The organism is Kordia aestuariivivens, assembly GCF_014397005.1.
Lineage (GTDB): Bacteria > Bacteroidota > Bacteroidia > Flavobacteriales > Flavobacteriaceae > Kordia > Kordia aestuariivivens.
The window spans coordinates 179,602-197,475 of record NZ_JACGWS010000003.1 but is presented as its reverse complement, the minus strand read 5'-3'; the positions used below and the strand labels follow the sequence as shown (position 1 = coordinate 197,475).

The following is a 17,874-nucleotide window of genomic DNA, read 5'->3' as shown; positions in this document are numbered from 1 at the left end:
TAAATAGTTGTTTTTTATACCTAGAACCTAGAAAAAAGTAATAACACACCTAGTTATATCATCCTAAACACTTAAAAAACAAAAGCATCTGTTACGGCTTCAAAAAATGTGTTACACAGTTCAGGTTTCACTACTAAGGCTAGTATAACTTCTAGTAAATCAATATAAAAATCTCCCAAAGTGGTGTGTTAAATACGATGGGAGATTCGATTTGAAAAATTTTAAAAACTAACTAAGTCATTAGCTTTTAATTGATTTGATTTCCCGTCATTTTAAATCTTACATAGTCAGCTCTATCTCCCCAATTGGATAAAGTACCACAAGAATAAGCTCTGTTATTATGAAGATTTTTATCATCTTCATACTTTCTGTTGGTGTTGTATGTTCCATCATTGTTTTTATTAATAGCCAAGCTTTTTCGGAATGCACATGTACCATCTAAAAGAGCAGTAGTACCAACTAAATCCACTGTCCAGACAATTCTATAATTCCGGATAGAATTTCCGTAAATGGCATATAAGTCTGGTTCTGCAAGTACTTCATACTTAAAAGAAGACACTTCATCTTTAAATTCACTTGGAAGATCAATACTTCCACTGTTAATTTCCTTCCATCGTAAGCCTCCCCAACCACCAATTGCAGCTTCTTCTACATAATCAGCAAAATAAATACGCATTTCACCGCTACCGCCAAAATCTATGTCCTTGTACAATGTCAAAAGCGTAATAAATTCTCTATTCCGATAGTCTGCTTCTGAGCAGTATCTATAAGCTTCACCGTTGAAAATGTCACCATTTGAATAATAATAATTAGGAGTATCAGATAAATCAGAAGCAAAGTAACAACTTGACTTATTTAAAAATATACTCGCTAGGTTTTCCCCACTTTCAATAGCTTGCTTTACAAATTCTTGAAAAGCATAATATTGATCGGCACTATTGTGCACATAAACCTTATTTTCTGCCATTGTGTAATAGTAACTATCCTTATCTGTTTTGCTATCAGTAAGGTAATCGTTCCATTCTTCTTTGTTATACTCAATACCATCGAAGAAATACTTTAAATCTGTAGCTTCTTCAGTAGCAACTTCTTCTGGAGAAGTAATTTCTTCCTTTTGACAACTTGTAGCTAATCCTAAAAGTAAGAACAAGCAAATACTTGAAAAAATGAATGTATACTGTTTAATTAAATTTGTTTTTTTCATGTTTAAAATGATTTAGTTAATAAAATGTTAATATTGTACAACAGGACGAAAGTATGTAGCTGTAAATCAAAATCAAATACAAAAACGGACATGTACTTTCAAAAACGGATAGCCGCTTTCATTTTCGGACAAAAGCTTGGAAATCGTTGCAAAAACGGTCATTAGCGAAGAAAATAAATGCTGATGGAAGGCGAAAAATAAAGCGATACAATTTGAAATATTAAAAAAGAGGCACTCTGAAAAGTGTGGAAAAAGTCATTCTATATTTCACATTGGGTTTGTCGAAATGTATTTCAGAATTTCAACGGATTAATCTTCAAGGATTATGTGAAACTGAATCAAGTTCAGTTTGACGAAAGTAGAATTGCAACCTCTTTTTTGGATCATTATAAAGATTCTTGAAAAATACAGCTCCTGAAACTTGATCAATTAACGCGTAAAGAGGTTGATTACATGGGAAGTATGCGCATAAAAAAAGCCACTATTTCTAGTGGCTTTGGAAAGCTTTGCTCCTCTTCTTGGGCTCGAACCAAGGACCCTCTGATTAACAGTCAGATGCTCTAACCAACTGAGCTAAAGAGGAGTGTTATTGCTTTTGCGAGGGCAAATATATGCTATTTTTTATTTTGAACAAACAAATAATTTAAAAATTTAAAAAACTTTTAAGATCTGTTCCATTTCTTATTAAGAAGTGCCTTTTATCAGGTTCCAGATATCATTTCCAAAGATAACAATCATTAAACTCATAATGATCACAAAACCTACAACTTGACCAATTTCCATTACTTTTTGCGATGGTGCTTTCCCTACGATGATTTCATAGAGTAAAAACATCACGTGTCCGCCGTCTAAGGCAGGAATTGGTAATATGTTTAGGAATGCTAACCAGACGGAGAACATCGCCATGAAATTCCAAAAGAAGCGCCAATTCCAAGTGGTTGGCATCATGTCCACAATTCCAATAGGTCCTTTTACTTTTTTGTATCCTTGAATTACCGGATTAAAGATGAGTTTGAATTGCTTTACTTGGCGTACTAAAACATCAATGGTTTCTTTAAATCCTCTAGGAACTGCTTCAACGAAGCCATATTCTTTTGTAATTGATAATTTTTCTTCTGCTAATCTAACATTTGGATACACTCCCAAACCAAGACTGTCAGAAACTTTTGCGTAAATATCAATGAGTTGACCTTGTCTTTTGATTTTCAGATCAATTGAGTTTCCTTTGCTTTTCTCTACTTCCTCTGTGAATTCATCCCAAAACTCAAATGCATTATTATTTGCAGTTACGATTTCATCGCCTGCTAATAAGCCGGCAATTTTTGCATTAGAACTATCTTTTACCGTTCCTATTACTAATGAATTGTATCTTGGAATGATAATTTGGCGTCCTCTGCGCTCTAACGCTGCTTTTTTTCCTTCATCACTTAATGCAACAGTTACTTCTTTTCCTTCACGCACTACCGTGACTTCATCACCTAATAAAAGGTCAATATTTAAGTATTTGTCTAGTTTTTCAACTGTTTTTCCATCAATAGCAAGTATATTATCGCCTGTTTTGAGTCCAATTTTTTCACTAACACTATCAAAATACAATCCGTGTTCTATTTTATTAACAGGAACGTAGCTTTCTCCGTAATACATGAATAAAGCAATGTAGATAAACCACGCTAGTAAGAAGTTGACAATGACACCACCTAACATAATAATGAGACGTTGCCAAGCTGGTTTGGAACGGAATTCCCACGGTTGTGGTGGTTGCTCCATTTGTTCTTTATCCATGCTTTCATCGATCATACCTGCAATTTTGACATAACCTCCTAACGGAAGCCATCCAATACCGTATACCGTATCTCCTACTTTCTTTTTTACTAAAGAAAACCATGGATCAAAAAATAAGTAGAATTTCTCAACTTTCGTCTTGAAAAGCTTCGCTGGTATAAAATGCCCCAATTCGTGAAGAATCACTAAAATTGATATGATAAGGATAAACGATGTAATCTGAATAAATAATCCCATTTAAGTATAAAATGTTTATAGAACGCACAAAAGTAAGCTTTTATGACAACTTAAAAAAGAGTAGCGCGTACCTAAAATTTTGTTTTTAGTGTATTTACGTTGAAACGATGTAAACTTGGATTATTTTTTAGTAGAAACTAAGGTTGTTTTGTTTGCTGTATTTTCAATAGAAGGCTTGATTTCTAATTCTGCAACTGCCTCAATATCAATTCCGATAGTGTTGTTTTTAGAAATTAAATCATATTTTGGATCAAGTATAATATCTGAAATTTCAAAATCAACAGCTACTGTAAATTCTTGCCCATTAAATGTATTATCTAAGGTAATTAGCTTTTCTTCTCCTTGTATTCCAATGACTAAGAAAGGTACGTTCATTTCAAAATAATCAACTTTTCTGTTCGATTGCTCTTGATTCATTTTGATGCTCACTTCACGTTGGTCACCTTGATACCAAGCTACATTATATGAAGGATATCCTTCTCCATAAATCCAATCGCTAAAAAATTCTTTTAAGCTTTCTCCGCTTGTTTTTTCTAAATGTGCTTGTAATTGACTTGTATTTGCATATCCATACGCTAATTCTTCATCATTCAAATAATTACGAATTCCTTGAAAGAATACGTCATCACCTAATTTTGTGCGCAACATGTGAATCACCATAGCGCCTTTGTTGTAGCTTAATCTTGAACTGAAGATGCGTCCAACATTATCTAACTTTTCATCTTGTACATATACAGAACCATTTCTTGAACTTGTAATGTCCGCAATTTTTCCACGTTTCCAGTTGATAAAATCTTGTTCACCATCTAAATGGTTTTCTACCAATCCTGATAAATACGTTGCAAAACCTTCATTCAACCAGATATCATTCCAAGAATCGCAGGTTACTTTGTTTCCAAACCATTGGTGCGCTAATTCGTGTGCAATTAATGATCTGCTAAAATTCCCCATAAAAGAAATTGTAGAATGCTCCATTCCGCCACCATATTCAAACTCTGCATGTCCGTATTTTTCATCCTTAAAAGGATACTCTCCAAATAAACCTTGAAACAAATTCATAATGTCCACCGTAACTTTCGTGTACTCTTCTGCTTTATCTCTTGATTCTGGATATACATAATTTACAATATCAAAACTATATCCGTCTCCTTTTATAGTTTGTGAAAACACTTCGTAGTCTGTTACCGCAATTCCTATTAAATATGAAGGAATTGGGTAATTGTGTTGCCAATGTGTTGTTACAAAGTTTCCGTTTTCTTCTTCCGACAGTATAACGCCATTAGAAACAGCCTTGTAAGCCTTTGGTGCCGTAATGATCACATCAATCTGATCAATCTTATCGTTTAGGTCTTGTTTGCACGGCCACCAATCTCTTGATCCGTACGGTTCTGATAATGTATATAATGATGGTGTATTATTGTGTGTCGTTGTTACAAATCCGTCTCCGCCAGCATTTTTGTTTGGCGTTCCTTCATACGCAATGGTTACTGTTTCCGTAGCGTTTTCACAAATACCTTTTGTGAATGTAATGGTAAGTTCGTTGTTTTCTTGTGTGAAAGCTATATGTTCTCCTTTGGTTGTTACCGAAGCAACTTTTAGGTTATCTGATAAATCAAAAACGATTTCATCCGTGTTTTCTAATACGCGGAATTCAGAAGTTACTTCTCCTTTGATATAATGTTTTGCGGGATCTACTTCTAATTGAAGTTTATGTGATAATAAATCGTATGTAGCTGTATGCTGATTTGCCTGAAAATCCTGTAGTTGTTCTGCCTTATTATGCTCTCCTTCCACAATATCAATCAGTTCTTGACCTGATTGACTGTAGGCGATAAAAGTCCATAAGAAACCAATGGCTAAAATGGTATTCTTCATAGTTTAAGTTAGATTTGGGATAGACAATATAGGAATTTTTCCCAATCAAAAATAAAAATCGTAATTTTGTAGCGCGTTTTTTCGATGAACATACGAAATAGAATCGACGAACGGTCAATTTAACCGCTAAACGGACTCAAATGTTAGCATTTTTTGGAAAATATAAACTTTTCGCGATTGTAATGGGCTGTTTGTCAGCAATTATCGTCACTGCTTTTTACTTCACATTACAGAAAAAAACAGTATTACCTATCTATCAACCTGCCAATGTCAATGTAGAATTGGTCGATACTTCTATACAACACATTAGTAAGTATCATACGATTAAAGATTTTGCGCTTGTGAATCAAAATGGAGATACCATCACGCAAAACGATTATAAAGACAAAATTTATGTAGCAGACTTCTTCTTTACAACCTGCGCAACGATTTGTCCTATTATGACAAAAAACATGGCAGCTATCCAAAAAGAAATTTTAAGCGATGATGCTATTATGTTATTGTCACATTCGGTTACACCCGAAATTGATACAGTTGCGCAATTAAAACGTTATGCAATTGAAAAAGGTGTGAATGATAAAAAGTGGAATTTAGTTACGGGCGATAAAAAACAAATTTACGACTTGGCGCGTAAATCATACCTAGCAGTAAAATCACAAGGTGATAATGATTACGGAATGGTGCACACCGAAAATTTTATGCTCATCGATAAAGAACGTCGCATTCGCGGATTTTATGATGGAACTAAAGAAGAAGACATCAAAAAACTACTCGGAGATATCAAAATCCTGAAAGAATCTTACAAATAATACTTTTTCTAAATAGGAAGTTTTCTAACTAAACTTTTTAGCTTATTTTTGCTTCTTTAAAATTAATCTAAATAAGAAGAATGCTCACTATCGCAGATTTACAGAAAGGAGAAAAAGCAATTATTCTTGATTTTCCCTTGGATACAATTCCGCTAAAACTCATAGAAATGGGCTGCTTACCCGGAAATGAAGTCATGTTAATACAAACAACACTTTTCAACGGACCTTTATTTTTAACGATTAATGGAAGTAATATTGCCGTAAGAAAAGATACTGCAAGCCAAATTTTAATAGACAAAATCGTATAATCCTATTGGCTAATGAGTGATTCAATGATAAAAGTAGCATTAATAGGAAATCCGAACACTGGTAAAACATCCTTATTTAATCATTTAACTGGATTGAACCAAAAAGTTGGAAACTACCCAGGAATTACGGTTGATAAGAAAACAGGAATCTGTAAGCTTTCCAAAACGCAAAAAGCTAGCATTTTAGATTTACCCGGAACCTATAGTTTGAATGCCTCTTCGGCAGATGAAAAGATTGCCATCGAAATTTTAAACGATTCCTCCAATAAATTTTATCCCGATTTAGCAATTGTTGTCACCGACGTAGAACAGTTAAAGCGCAACTTGCTCATTTTTACACAAATAAAAGATTTAGAGATTCCGACATTGTTAGTCATTAATATGGCAGACAGAATGCAGTCGAAAGGAATTTCAATAGATATTCCGCAATTAGAAGCTGATCTGAACACAAAAATTGTGGTCATCAGTTCTAAATTACAAACAGGAATCAACGATGTAAAAGAAGCGATTATTAACTATGCTTCGCTTTCGACAAAACGTTCCATTGCTGCTGAAAAAATTACACAAAACACCATTACAAATCCTGAGTTAGTAAATTCATTATCAAAATTAGAACTCAAAAAAATACAACATCGCGAAACGATTATTCGCTATCAGTTTATCAATGAAGCACTAAAAAAGTCCTATAAAATAGATCGCGAAAAAGCATCTGACTTACAGGCAAAACTTGATCGAGTTTTTACACACAAAATATTCGGTTATGTTATTTTTGGTGTCTTGCTTTTATTAATATTTCAAGTCATTTTTGAATGGAGTTCTGTTCCGATGGATTTCATTGACGGTGCTTTTGGCTCATTGGCAGATTGGACAAAAGAAACACTTCCCGAAGGCATGTTTACCAACTTACTCGCCGAAGGAATTATTGCTGGTTTGGGCGGAATCGTCATTTTTATTCCACAAATTGCCTTTCTATTTCTCTTCATCGCCATTTTGGAAGAAAGTGGCTATATGAGTAGAGTTGTCTTTTTGATGGATAAAATAATGCGTCGTTTTGGCTTGAGCGGAAAAAGTGTCGTTCCTTTAATTTCGGGAGCTGCGTGTGCAATTCCTGCAATTATGGCAACCCGAAATATTGAAAGTTGGAAAGAACGACTCATCACTATTTTAGTGACACCTTTTATTACGTGTTCTGCGAGATTGCCTGTGTATGCCATTCTTATTGCATTGATCATTCCGAGCGAACGTGTGTTTTGGTTTTTTAATTGGCAAGGAATTACCTTGATGCTTTTATACCTTGTTGGATTCGCTATTGCGTTGCTTTCCGCTTATATTTTACACAAAACATTAAAGATTGAAAGCAAATCGTATTTTGTAGTAGAAATGCCAAAATACAAAGTTCCATTGTTTAAAAATGTAGCGTTTACAGTGTTAGAAAAGACAAAGGCATTTGTGTTTGAAGCTGGAAAAATCATCTTAGCGATCTCTATTATTTTATGGGTGTTGGCTTCGGTTGGTGTGAATGATACTTTTAAGAATGCGGATCAAATTATTACGGAATCTGTTTCTAAAAATGGTTTCAATGAGATTCAAGAAATTTCATTGTCAAATAAAATAGCACGTTACGAAAAAAGCTTGGTTGAAGAAGCAGTTGAAGCTAAAAAAACGATCACTGCACTAGATATTAATTCGGCGATAGCTGAAAAAACACCTGCGTTTAGAGAAGCTGTTATTGAAGATGAAATTGCTGCATTGCGCTTAGAGAATTCTGCTTTAGGAACCATCGGGAAAGCCATTGAACCAGCAATAAAACCGTTAGGATACGACTGGAAAATAGGAATTGCCTTAGTCAGTTCGTTTGCAGCACGTGAAGTGTTTATTGGAACGTTGGCAACAATTTACAGCGTAGGAAGCGAAGGTGATGACGAAGAAGCAAATACCATTAAAGCCAAAATGCAATCGGAAGTACACGCTGCTTCAGGGAAAAAAGTATTTACCTTTGCTTCAGGAATTTCGTTATTACTCTTTTATGCGTTTGCAATGCAGTGTATGAGTACGCTCGCTATTGTAAAACGAGAGACAAATGGCTGGAAATGGCCAATGATTCAATTATTTGGAATGACAGCTATTGCGTATATTGCAGGACTCATAGCGTATCAATTTTTAAAATAAATAGAAATGCAAGAAATTTTAGTTGGCATTACGTTTATCATTGCAGTTGGTTTTATCATCAAAAAATTCTTCTGGAAAAAGAAAACCGCAAAAGCTTGTGGAAAAGACGATTGCGGTTGTTAATCTGTTTTTTTATCTTCTTAGAAATAATAACTCAATCCAAAAAATAAGTTAGACGAATTTAAAGAAAGGTTAAAATTGTTGAAGCTTGTTTCTGAAGCATTTGATTCATTTTCCGAAGTACTCGTTGTGTACCCCAAAGCACCTATAGACGTTTCCAAAGCTAAGTTTTTATTTAATAGTAATGTAAGTCCTGGGCGTATTCCAAAAAAGAAGGTATCTGTGTTTGCGATATCAGCATTGTTAACTTCTGTATTGGAGTTTGTATAACGTGTTTCTCCCTGTACAAAAAACGCTAGTTTTTTTCCAATTCCTTTATAATAACGTACATACGGAAATATTTCAAATGAATTTGTTTTTGCTTCATTATCAAGAGCTCCATTCAATTCGTTTTCTCTAGTACTGTTAGCATATCCTAACCCTAATCCTAAGAATAAATTATCGCTAATAGCATACGCGTATGATGAATTGATCGTAAACCCGAAGTTTTTAGATTCTTGTGTTTGGGTTTGCGCTTCCAAATCCGAATTTGAAATATTTAGCGACAAATTAGCATTTATAAATTGTGATCCTTTTGCAAAAGTTAATTTGTCAGAAGTTGTGTCATCTTGAGCATTCACAAACGCAACGGTAAGAATGCATAAAAAGAGTGTAATTTTTTTCATAGATTTTATTTTAATGTTAAATTATATAAGATCAAATTTAATATAGCAATAGCTCTTAGGTAGTGTGTTTAACATATTTTTATTGATTTTGCATATATTGTCATCAGTAGAGTCTTATATTTATACTATGTCCATACTTTTTTTTGCACCTATACTTTTAATCGGTCTCGGATATTATTTGGATTATAAAGATAATCCTGCCCGATTTATGTCTGATATAAAAGGCGGAATGCTTTATTTCTTAGGATTATTAGCGTTTGTGATGATCCAAAAAATAGTGTTTGGAGTTGGATTACTATTCTTAGTATTGCAAGTTGCAATTTTCATTCTAGCATCCTTTTTTATAAAATTCTTGATAGAGAAGGGAAAATAAAAGCAAAAAAAAGAGAACGCTAAGCCTCGTTCTCTTTTTTCTTATAACAGTAGTTTGTTAATTATGCCTTTAATAATAAACAACTAATGATTTCTAAAATTACTCAATACGAAAGTACATTGATTATCAAGGAATCGAATTTTATTTAGATTAACACGCATGGTTAATCGGTAAACGTATTGATTTCATAGATAAACGGTAATTCTGTTTTTTTTATCTAAAATACTGTAATTCAGTTTTCTAACGTTTGTTAGTTATCATTTTTATGACATGATATCGACATAAATATCGTTTAGGTTTTTAGACATCTTATCCTCTGAACAAAAAGAAATCATCTTTCATTTCTTCTATTTCTGTATCTTTATTTGTAATGATATAATCAATGGCTTTTTCGGTAAATTCTTCTCCTTTTGTCGTCAACGAAATGATCTTATCTTCTACTGTAATCATATTATTTTTAAGTGCCAATTCTACTATTGATTTAGATCGAATGCGTTGCCAATTGATATGTTCGTTTAAATGTTTTACATGACGTTCACTTTCTTCGCTATGGTTTCTAATGTGCAATAAAAACACCAATAACATGATTTCGGTTTTCTGTTGTCGCACTTTATAATAGCCAAAAATAACACCTCTTTTCGGTAAAATATACATCAACAATGCTGATAAAATAGCTGCTATAACTAGAATGTATATATAATCTAATGTGACAAATTGTGTAAATACTGTTTTGATTTTTTCACCTAAAAGTAATTGCTCAAAACCAATTTCATTCGCTACTAAGTATTCATAATATTGATAAAAAATAGTACCTGTTCCAATGGCTAAACTTACCAGAATAGACGTAATGATTGGTTCATATACGAGTAAAAACAAAATTGCCAAAACCGTAGTCATAGATCCTGAAATAGAAGCATCTAATAGATGTGCTAGCCAATAGCCAGAAATTGCTGCAAACACCCCAAAAAAGCAGGAAAGCAACAGCATTTTCTTTAAGTCTTTTGTAAATAAATAGGCAGTTGCCGCAGGCGCAATCATCAATGCGACGACTAATATTGGACCAACTGCATCAAACGCCCCAACAATGGTTACTGAAGAAACCGTCATAAGTCCGTAATGCATAATGATTGGCGAAAAACCAAGTGCAGCCGCTAATCCAGGATCAAAAGTACTTACTTTGAGTTCTTTAAAAAACATGAATAATAAAACCAACGTAATGATCAGAATGATTCCAATAACCCAAATAGCTTTCGGTCCAAGATTGATGCACGAATCGGCAATGCCTTCCGTGCAATTGATCAGTAGCGGATCAAAAGGAGCCAAACTTAAATCACCAACCATCACCGAATCTATATCTAAATGAACATCATTTGCGTTTTTTGAAATTAAAATAACACCAATACTAAACAATGCAGGAAAGACCAATCCGATTGCAGTATCTGCTTTTACCAAACCTGTTTTTTGAATAAATTCGACCAAAATTACGGTGACAACACCAGCCAAAGCTGCTAACACAATCAACAACGGCGAAGATGTATCTTCCACAATAAAAAATCCAATGACAATTCCTAAAAGGATAGAATGACTGATGGCGTCACTGATCAACGACATTTTTCGCAACACCAAGAATGTTCCTGGAATGGCGCAGGCAACTGCTACGAGCGCCACAATGATTTGTATGATAATTTGTGCGCTATTCATGCGTGTCTTTTATTTGTTGATCGTATAAATTTGCCGCTTTTTCATAACCTTCTTGCGTCATTGACCATTGTTGTCCGTTAATTTTCACATAATTGAAATCGACTAATTCTTGTAAGGATCGTTTTGAAAATCCTTGAAAGTCGTTTAATATTTTGATGGTATGCGGATGTGAAATATTTTCATGTGTTTTCGCGATTCCGTACATAAACGCCAATGTTTTTTGCATTTTGATATTGTTTCTGTTCTTTCGAAAGCGAATTTCACGAAATAACAATCCTCTTTTTGGCGAAAAAATAAACGAGATAAAAACAATACTTGCCGCTACCAATACAATTACTGGACCTGTAGAAAGGTTTCCAACTACGGTACTAATTCCGGTTCCAACAACACCAGAAAACGCTCCAAAAATAGCTGCCAAAACCACCATAACACCTAAACTATTTGTCCATTGTCGTGCTGCTGCTGCGGGTGCTAATAACATGGCACTCATTAAAATAACACCAACAGTTTGCAATCCAAGTACAATGGTAATGACGATAAATGTAGTGATGAGAATGTCTATGAAGTTTGTGTTAAAACCTAGCGTTTTGGTATAATCTTCATCAAAAAGTAAGATTTTAAATTCTTTCCAAAACACGAGTAAAATAAGTAGTGAAATTCCAGCTACAATTGCAATAAGCCAAACATCTTCGATGAGCAACGTTGCGGCTTGCCCAAATAAATACGTGTCCAATCCAGCTTGACTGGCATTGGGTTGTTTTTGGATAAACGTTAAGAGCAACATTCCGAAACCAAAAAATAGCGAAAGGGTTAATCCCAACGCTGTATCTGATTTTAAGTGTGTGTTTTTTGTGATGCCACGAATCCAAAAGGTTCCAATTAATCCGCTAATTAAAGCGCCTAACAGAAATAGATTGCTGTCTTTTACACCTATAATTAAAAATGCAATTGCAATTCCTGGCAAAGCTGCATGCGAAATTGCATCACCGAGCAAACTTTGTTTCCGCAATACTGCAAAACTTCCCAACATTCCGCAAAGCGCACCTAAAATTGCCGTTCCTAGCGTAACAGTTCGCGACGTATAGTCTGAAAAAACAAGCGATATGTATTCTTGAATGTCTATAGTTTCTAGTTTTTAAATTGTAGCTGAACCGTTTTTCGTTTTCCCGTAGGTTTGTAAAATCCCATTTCTTCATCATAAATAAAGTCATTGTGTGAGATTTCTTGTGTTGCAATATTGACTTCCAATTCAAAATCATTTCTGCGCGGAATTTGAATGACATAGAAATTAGCGCCTTTTTCAAATGCTGACTTGCGTTGTAATTTTCCGTCTTCAGCTTCGTAATATGCTAAGATTTTGTGCTCATGCCCGCTTCCATGCGTTCCCCAACCTTCTAGTAAATAACCGTTTCCGATTTGATAAATTTCAATAATGACAACATCTCTAAAGGCATCTTCTTCGTCATAATCCATTTCTTCATTTTCTTTCTGAAAAGAAAATACCTGAACGTCGGTTGTGGTTTTGTACTGAACTAATGTTTTGAGTGTATGCCAACTTCCGCCCATGCGACTGTCCCAACCAAAGGTGCGTATTTTTTTATCTTCCGAAATCGTCATTCGGATTTGTTCAGAAAGTGCTGTAAACGGATAGTCCCAACTTTCTTTTTTGGAAAGTAGTGTTTTTAGTGTTGTTTCAAATTGAATTACAACTTCTTCCAAATCCATTTCTGGATCATTTGATCGTAATTTTTTTAAGATTGAAATTACGTTTTCTTCTTCCGCTTTTATACTCGATTGTCCATAGCTTGAAAGTGAATAGAAGCTGATACATAGTAGTAAAAAGATTGTTTTTGCTTTCATACGCTGAAATTTATTCTTGAACACTTACTTTGTAATTAATTCCGTAAGTTTTGGTTAAATTATCATCGTTGAAGATATCTTTTACGGGACCTGTCGCGATTTTTTTTACGTTTAAAAAAGTAACCCAATCAAAATATTCAGGAACCGTTTGTAAATCGTGATGTACTACAATGACTGTTTTTCCTGCTTTTCGCAATTCTTTTAGAATGTTGATAATGGCTTTTTCCGTGGTTGCATCAACTCCTTGAAACGGTTCATCCATGAAGTAAATAGCAGCATTTTGCACCAAGGCTCTTGCCAAGAAGATTCGCTGTTGTTGTCCACCCGAAAGTTGACTGATTTGTCGGTTTTTAAAAGGCAACATTCCAACTTTTTCTAATGCTTCTAACGATGCTTTCTTTTCTTTTTGCCCAGGACGTTTGATCCAACCGAGACTTCCGTACGTTCCCATCATCACAACATCTAAAGCTGTTGTTGGAAAATCCCAATCGACACTTCCTTTTTGTGGAACATACGCAACTAACGAACGTTGTTTTTCATACGGTTTCCCGAAGATAGAAACAGTTCCTGCAATTGGTTTTATAATCCCTAAGATGGCTTTGATCAGCGTAGATTTTCCTGCGCCATTGGGTCCAACAATACACATGAGTACACTTTCAGGAATCATTAAATCAATATCCCAAAGTACAGGTTTGTAGTTGTATGCAACCGTAAGATCATCTACCGTAACGGCGTATTTTTGTTCCATTTCTTTCAGGTTTTAGCTTTTGGCTGTTTGCCGCTGGCTTTTTGTTTGTTCGCTTGTTCGTTTACATCTCGACTGCGCTCGATGTGACATTTCGTTATTTAAAAAAACGTTTCTCAGTTTAAAAATCTAATAAAGTTCAACAATCTAACGCTTCTAACAAGTCTATTTTAGTGCATTCACAATCGTTTTTACATTGTATTGATACATTCCAATATACGTTCCTTCTAAAGTTCCTGCATTACCAAGTGCATCCGAATATAAGGTTCCACCGATAACAACTTCATGTCCTTTTGATTTTACAGCTGCTTGTAAGGCTTCAATGGTACGTTTTGGTACTGAACTTTCTACAAAAATCGCTTTGATGTCTTTTTCAATAATAAAACTAGCAAGTTTTTGAACATCTTGCACGCCAGCTTCGGTTGCTGTTGATAGTCCTTGTAAACCGACTACTTCAAAGTTATGCAATTTTCCGAAGTAGTTGAACGCATCATGCGCGGTCACTAAAACTCTTTTTTCTGTTGGTAATGTTTCGATGATAGCATTTATGTCTGTTGCTAAAACAGCTAGTTTTTCGATATATGCTTTTCCGTTTTTTTCAAAGCTTTCAGCATTTTCCGGATCGAGGTTTTTGAGTTCGTCAATGACAAATTGTGTTGCTTGTTTCCAATAACCAATGTGAAACCAGATATGCGGATCGTAACTAGACGCAAAGTATTCCGAACTGATCAAACCACTTTTATCGATCGCGTCCGAAACCGCAATGGTTTTCTTTTGCTGCTTGCGCATTTTTTCGAAAATGTCTTCTAGTTTTCCTTCTAAGTGCAATCCGCTATAAATAATAACATCTGCATTGAAAAGTTTGCTTACATCGCCTTCACTTGCTTTGTATAAATGTGGGTCAACGCCACTTCCCATCAAACCTTTTACTTCAACGTTATCGCCGCCAATATTTTTTACCATATCGGTAATCATAGTGGTTGTGGTTACAATTTTGAGTTTTCCATCACGTTTTTTGACTTCAGTCTTACAACTGATGATGGTGATTGTTGTTATTAGTATGAGTATGTATTTTTTCATTGTTTAATCTTTTCATTTCGCTTTCGCTCAATGTTTTTGTTTGTTTGTTGATTTGTTTGTTTTACACTGAGCATTATTAAAATCAAAATATATTTTGATTGAAAATACCTAGCGAAGCTGTCGAAGTGTTGATTTGTTATTCGTTTGCATCTCGACTGCGCTCGATGTGACATTCGTTATTAAAATCTAATCAAGTCCAAAAATCTAACGATCTAATAATCTAATTAGGCAATCGAAAACTAATTCCCGTACTGATAAAGAAATCCTGATCTGTATTCAATCCTGTTCCGCCAGATAAATCTAATTGAATTGTATCTGAAAGTAAATAAGTAAAACCGCCATCTAGTAAATGATTCGCGCGATCACTTTCTGGAAAATCTCCGTATACTTCTAAAAAGCAACCTATTTTATCTGAAATGCTGTATCCAAAAACTGTGGTGTACACATACGAAACACTGGATGAACTTCCGTCCCAAGCCGCACCAAGATTGTATGCAAAACTCCAGTTTTCACTCAACGTATGTTCAAACGAAAATCTAAAATCGCCACCTGTACTTTCGGGTTTGTATTCTGTTGCTGCTGTGAATGGCAAAAAAGCACCTCCTAAAAATCCAATTTTTGGCAACGCACCTTTTTCTTCTGTGATGCCTATTTTGAAACCTACATATAAAGGCGTTAATCCGCCGAATTTGTCTTCAAAATTACTAGCACGTTCACTGTTTTTTGTTTCAGCAATATTTAATCCTAATCGTAATTCTAAATTGTCTAGCAATCCGTATCGTAGTAACGTTGTATTGAATGTTGTGGTGTTACTTTCAATGTTATCACTTGTTGTTGCTTCATACATAAAGCCAGTTTCTACTTGCAATAATCCTTTTGGAATCAACGTTGGCGATTCGGTTTGATCTGGTCTATCGGTTACAATAACACCATAATCCTTTGTGTTTTCTTCATTATTTTCTTGTGCTTGCACAGTTGAAAAAGTTAGTAAGGATAACATTCCTAATACTATATATGTTTTGTTTTTAAACATCGCTTTAATTACTTTTTTTGATATAAATATTACTTGCAATCTGATTAGATATTACAATTTCTTGTTTCTTGATTTTTATTTTCATGGAATTATCAAATGGCTCCGTATCAAGTACTTTTATTTTTTTTCCTAATGCAATTTCTTGCTTATCTAAGTATTTTAGAAACGAAGAAGATGAGTCTTTCACACCAACAATAATTCCTCTGTCATCTTTTTGAAGTGTAGAAAGTAGCGTATCTGTTACTGTTTTGATGTTTCCGTCTTTATCAGGAATTGGATCGCCGTGCGGATCACGTGTTGGAAAACCTAAAAAAGCATCTAATTGATCGGTTAGTTTTTCAGATTTTATATGTTCTAGTTGTTCAGCAACATCATGCACTTCATCCCAGGTGAAGTTGAGTTTTTCTAATAAAAAAACTTCCCATAAACGGTGTTTCCGAACAATGTTTGAAGCGACTAACTTTCCTTCTTGGGTAAGCGCCGTTCCTTTGTATCGTTTGTAATCGACCAAACCCTTTTCTGAAAGTTTTTTAATCATATCCGTCACAGAAGAAGCTTTGGTGTCCATTTTTTCTGCAATGGAATTTGTACTTACGCCACCTTCTTTGTGATTGCAAATATGATAGATTGCTTTTAGATAATTTTCTTCAGAGAGTGTCATCTCATTTTATTTTTAGACTACAAATATATTATAAAAATGACATAAGTAAATATATTTTTAGACTTATCTAAAAATTAAATATTAAAAACGAATATTTACACCTAATATATTGATGTTAAATTGATTATTCTTTACTAAGGCTTTTGTAATTTATACAGTTCTATTCATTAACTGTTCGCCAAATGCTTTTAGCGACTGCTTTCCTTTGTCGCCAATATTGAGTGTTTCCAATAATTGAAATGCTTTAGAAGTATAGGCTTCAATTGCTTCTTTAATTGCTTCTGGCGCGTTGCTTTCGTTGAAAATTTCTTTTACTGTTAGCACTTTTTCGGTAGGATCTTCTGGTTGTGATGAGAATAATTGTACTAATTTTTCTCTGTTTACTTCCGAACTATTTTTAAGTGCTTTTAAATAGAGATATGTTTTTTTGTTTTCGATGATATCGCCACCAACTTGCTTTCCAAACGTTTCAGGATCCCCATATGCATCTAAATAATCATCTTGTAGTTGAAACGCCAACCCTAAGTAACGACCAAAATCATAAATACCTTCTGCGTCTTTTTCGCCTGCTTTCGCAACCAATGCACCCATTTTCATAGCTGCACCCACTAAAACCGCAGTTTTGTATTCAATCATTTTTAAGTATTCCGGAATCGTAACATCGTTTCTAGTTTCAAAATCAATATCATATTGTTGTCCTTCGCATACTTCAATAGCAGTTTTACTGAATAATTCTGCCAATGCTCTAAACGTTGTGACTTCATAGTTTTCAAACAGTTGGTATGCCAAAATCAGCATCGTATCACCAGATAGAATTCCTGTATTGATGTCCCATTTTTCATGCACTGTTACTTTTCCTCTTCGCAATGGCGCGTCGTCCATAATATCATCATGCACTAACGAAAAGTTGTGAAAAACCTCCACAGCTAAGGCAGCGTCTAAGGCTTTTTTGTGTGAAATTCCGAAAATTTCAGCAGTCATTAATGTCAATACTGGTCGCAATCGCTTTCCACCTAATTGAAGAATGTACACAATAGGCTCGTATAAATTCTTAGGTTCGGTAAGCACAATTTTTTCTTCTAAATAATTTATAAAAGTCTCTCTGTATTGAGTAATGTGTGTCATTCTGGTAAAATTTTAGCTAAAATACCATATTTCCAATGCATGCTAATAAAAATCATTTGTTAAATAATTGTAAAAACTTTGGAAACTTTTTTTGTTTTTAAAGTTTCCGCATTACATTTGCAACCTA

At 34.4% G+C, this 17,874-nt stretch carries 17 protein-coding genes and 1 tRNA gene; 5 read left to right on the top strand and 13 right to left on the bottom strand.

What is annotated here, in order from left to right; all coding sequences use genetic code 11:
• Window positions 1-247: 247 nt before the first annotated feature.
• The 4 genes from H2O64_RS06385 to H2O64_RS06370 form a co-directional block, all read right to left on the bottom strand.
• Window positions 248-1,204 carry a hypothetical protein gene (locus H2O64_RS06385; RefSeq protein WP_187561334.1) on the bottom strand — a complete coding sequence of 319 codons (957 nt, stop codon included), beginning with the start codon at window positions 1,202-1,204 and terminating at the stop codon, window positions 248-250.
• A 509-nt stretch (window positions 1,205-1,713) separates the two neighbouring features.
• Window positions 1,714-1,787: transfer RNA gene (locus H2O64_RS06380), tRNA-Asn, on the bottom strand.
• A gap of 101 nt (window positions 1,788-1,888) precedes the next feature.
• On the bottom strand, window positions 1,889-3,223 hold the full coding sequence (rseP, locus tag H2O64_RS06375; protein ID WP_187561333.1) for an RIP metalloprotease RseP: 1,335 nt from the start codon (window positions 3,221-3,223) through the stop codon (window positions 1,889-1,891).
• Between the two features lie 120 nt (window positions 3,224-3,343).
• Window positions 3,344-5,098, bottom strand: coding sequence for a M1 family metallopeptidase (locus H2O64_RS06370; RefSeq protein ID WP_187561332.1), 1,755 nt, complete (start codon window positions 5,096-5,098; stop codon window positions 3,344-3,346).
• A 140-nt stretch (window positions 5,099-5,238) separates the two neighbouring features.
• Here H2O64_RS06370 and H2O64_RS06365 point away from each other — a divergent pair, with 140 nt between their 5' ends.
• From H2O64_RS06365 to H2O64_RS06350, 4 genes are all read left to right on the top strand, one after another.
• Window positions 5,239-5,907, top strand: a complete 669-nt coding sequence (locus H2O64_RS06365) for an SCO family protein (RefSeq protein WP_187561331.1) — start codon at window positions 5,239-5,241, stop codon at window positions 5,905-5,907.
• 80 nt (window positions 5,908-5,987) lie between these two features.
• Window positions 5,988-6,215 (top strand): FeoA family protein, encoded by a 228-nt coding sequence (locus H2O64_RS06360; RefSeq protein ID WP_187561330.1) that lies wholly within the window; start codon window positions 5,988-5,990, stop codon window positions 6,213-6,215.
• 12 nt (window positions 6,216-6,227) lie between these two features.
• Window positions 6,228-8,384: a ferrous iron transport protein B gene (feoB, locus tag H2O64_RS06355; RefSeq protein WP_187561329.1), complete on the top strand. Its 2,157-nt coding sequence runs from the start codon at window positions 6,228-6,230 to the stop codon at window positions 8,382-8,384.
• A gap of 6 nt (window positions 8,385-8,390) precedes the next feature.
• Entirely contained in the window at window positions 8,391-8,507 is a 117-nt protein-coding gene (locus tag H2O64_RS06350) for a FeoB-associated Cys-rich membrane protein (RefSeq protein ID WP_187561328.1), read from the top strand.
• Window positions 8,508-8,524: 17 nt separating this feature from the next.
• Here the strand turns inward: H2O64_RS06350 and H2O64_RS06345 are convergent, their stop codons facing one another.
• Window positions 8,525-9,169 (bottom strand): outer membrane beta-barrel protein, encoded by a 645-nt coding sequence (locus tag H2O64_RS06345; protein WP_187561327.1) that lies wholly within the window; start codon window positions 9,167-9,169, stop codon window positions 8,525-8,527.
• A gap of 127 nt (window positions 9,170-9,296) precedes the next feature.
• Between H2O64_RS06345 and H2O64_RS06340 the strand changes: the two genes are divergently transcribed.
• Window positions 9,297-9,542, top strand: a complete 246-nt coding sequence (locus H2O64_RS06340) for a hypothetical protein (RefSeq protein WP_187561326.1) — start codon at window positions 9,297-9,299, stop codon at window positions 9,540-9,542.
• A gap of 309 nt (window positions 9,543-9,851) precedes the next feature.
• Here the strand turns inward: H2O64_RS06340 and H2O64_RS24015 are convergent, their stop codons facing one another.
• The 8 genes from H2O64_RS24015 to H2O64_RS06300 form a co-directional block, all read right to left on the bottom strand.
• A complete protein-coding gene (locus H2O64_RS24015) occupies window positions 9,852-11,243 on the bottom strand; it encodes a metal ABC transporter permease (protein ID WP_235982791.1) in 1,392 nt (463 codons plus the stop codon).
• Entirely contained in the window at window positions 11,236-12,366 is a 1,131-nt protein-coding gene (locus tag H2O64_RS06330; protein WP_187561539.1) for a metal ABC transporter permease, read from the bottom strand. Before H2O64_RS06330 ends, H2O64_RS24015 begins: the two co-directional genes overlap by 8 nt.
• A 5-nt stretch (window positions 12,367-12,371) precedes the next feature.
• Window positions 12,372-13,103 (bottom strand): hypothetical protein, encoded by a 732-nt coding sequence (locus H2O64_RS06325; protein ID WP_187561325.1) that lies wholly within the window; start codon window positions 13,101-13,103, stop codon window positions 12,372-12,374.
• A gap of 10 nt (window positions 13,104-13,113) precedes the next feature.
• A complete protein-coding gene (locus H2O64_RS06320) occupies window positions 13,114-13,851 on the bottom strand; it encodes a metal ABC transporter ATP-binding protein (RefSeq protein ID WP_187561324.1) in 738 nt (245 codons plus the stop codon).
• A gap of 162 nt (window positions 13,852-14,013) precedes the next feature.
• On the bottom strand, window positions 14,014-14,928 hold the full coding sequence (locus H2O64_RS06315; RefSeq protein WP_187561323.1) for a metal ABC transporter solute-binding protein, Zn/Mn family: 915 nt from the start codon (window positions 14,926-14,928) through the stop codon (window positions 14,014-14,016).
• Between the two features lie 220 nt (window positions 14,929-15,148).
• The gene (locus tag H2O64_RS06310) at window positions 15,149-15,961 is read right to left on the bottom strand and encodes a transporter (RefSeq protein WP_187561322.1); all 813 of its coding nucleotides are present in this window, start codon (window positions 15,959-15,961) and stop codon (window positions 15,149-15,151) included.
• 4 nt (window positions 15,962-15,965) lie between these two features.
• Window positions 15,966-16,622: a metal-dependent transcriptional regulator gene (locus H2O64_RS06305; protein ID WP_187561321.1), complete on the bottom strand. Its 657-nt coding sequence runs from the start codon at window positions 16,620-16,622 to the stop codon at window positions 15,966-15,968.
• Window positions 16,623-16,772: 150 nt separating this feature from the next.
• A complete protein-coding gene (locus H2O64_RS06300) occupies window positions 16,773-17,747 on the bottom strand; it encodes a polyprenyl synthetase family protein (RefSeq protein WP_187561320.1) in 975 nt (324 codons plus the stop codon).
• Between the last annotated feature and the right edge of the window lie 127 nt (window positions 17,748-17,874).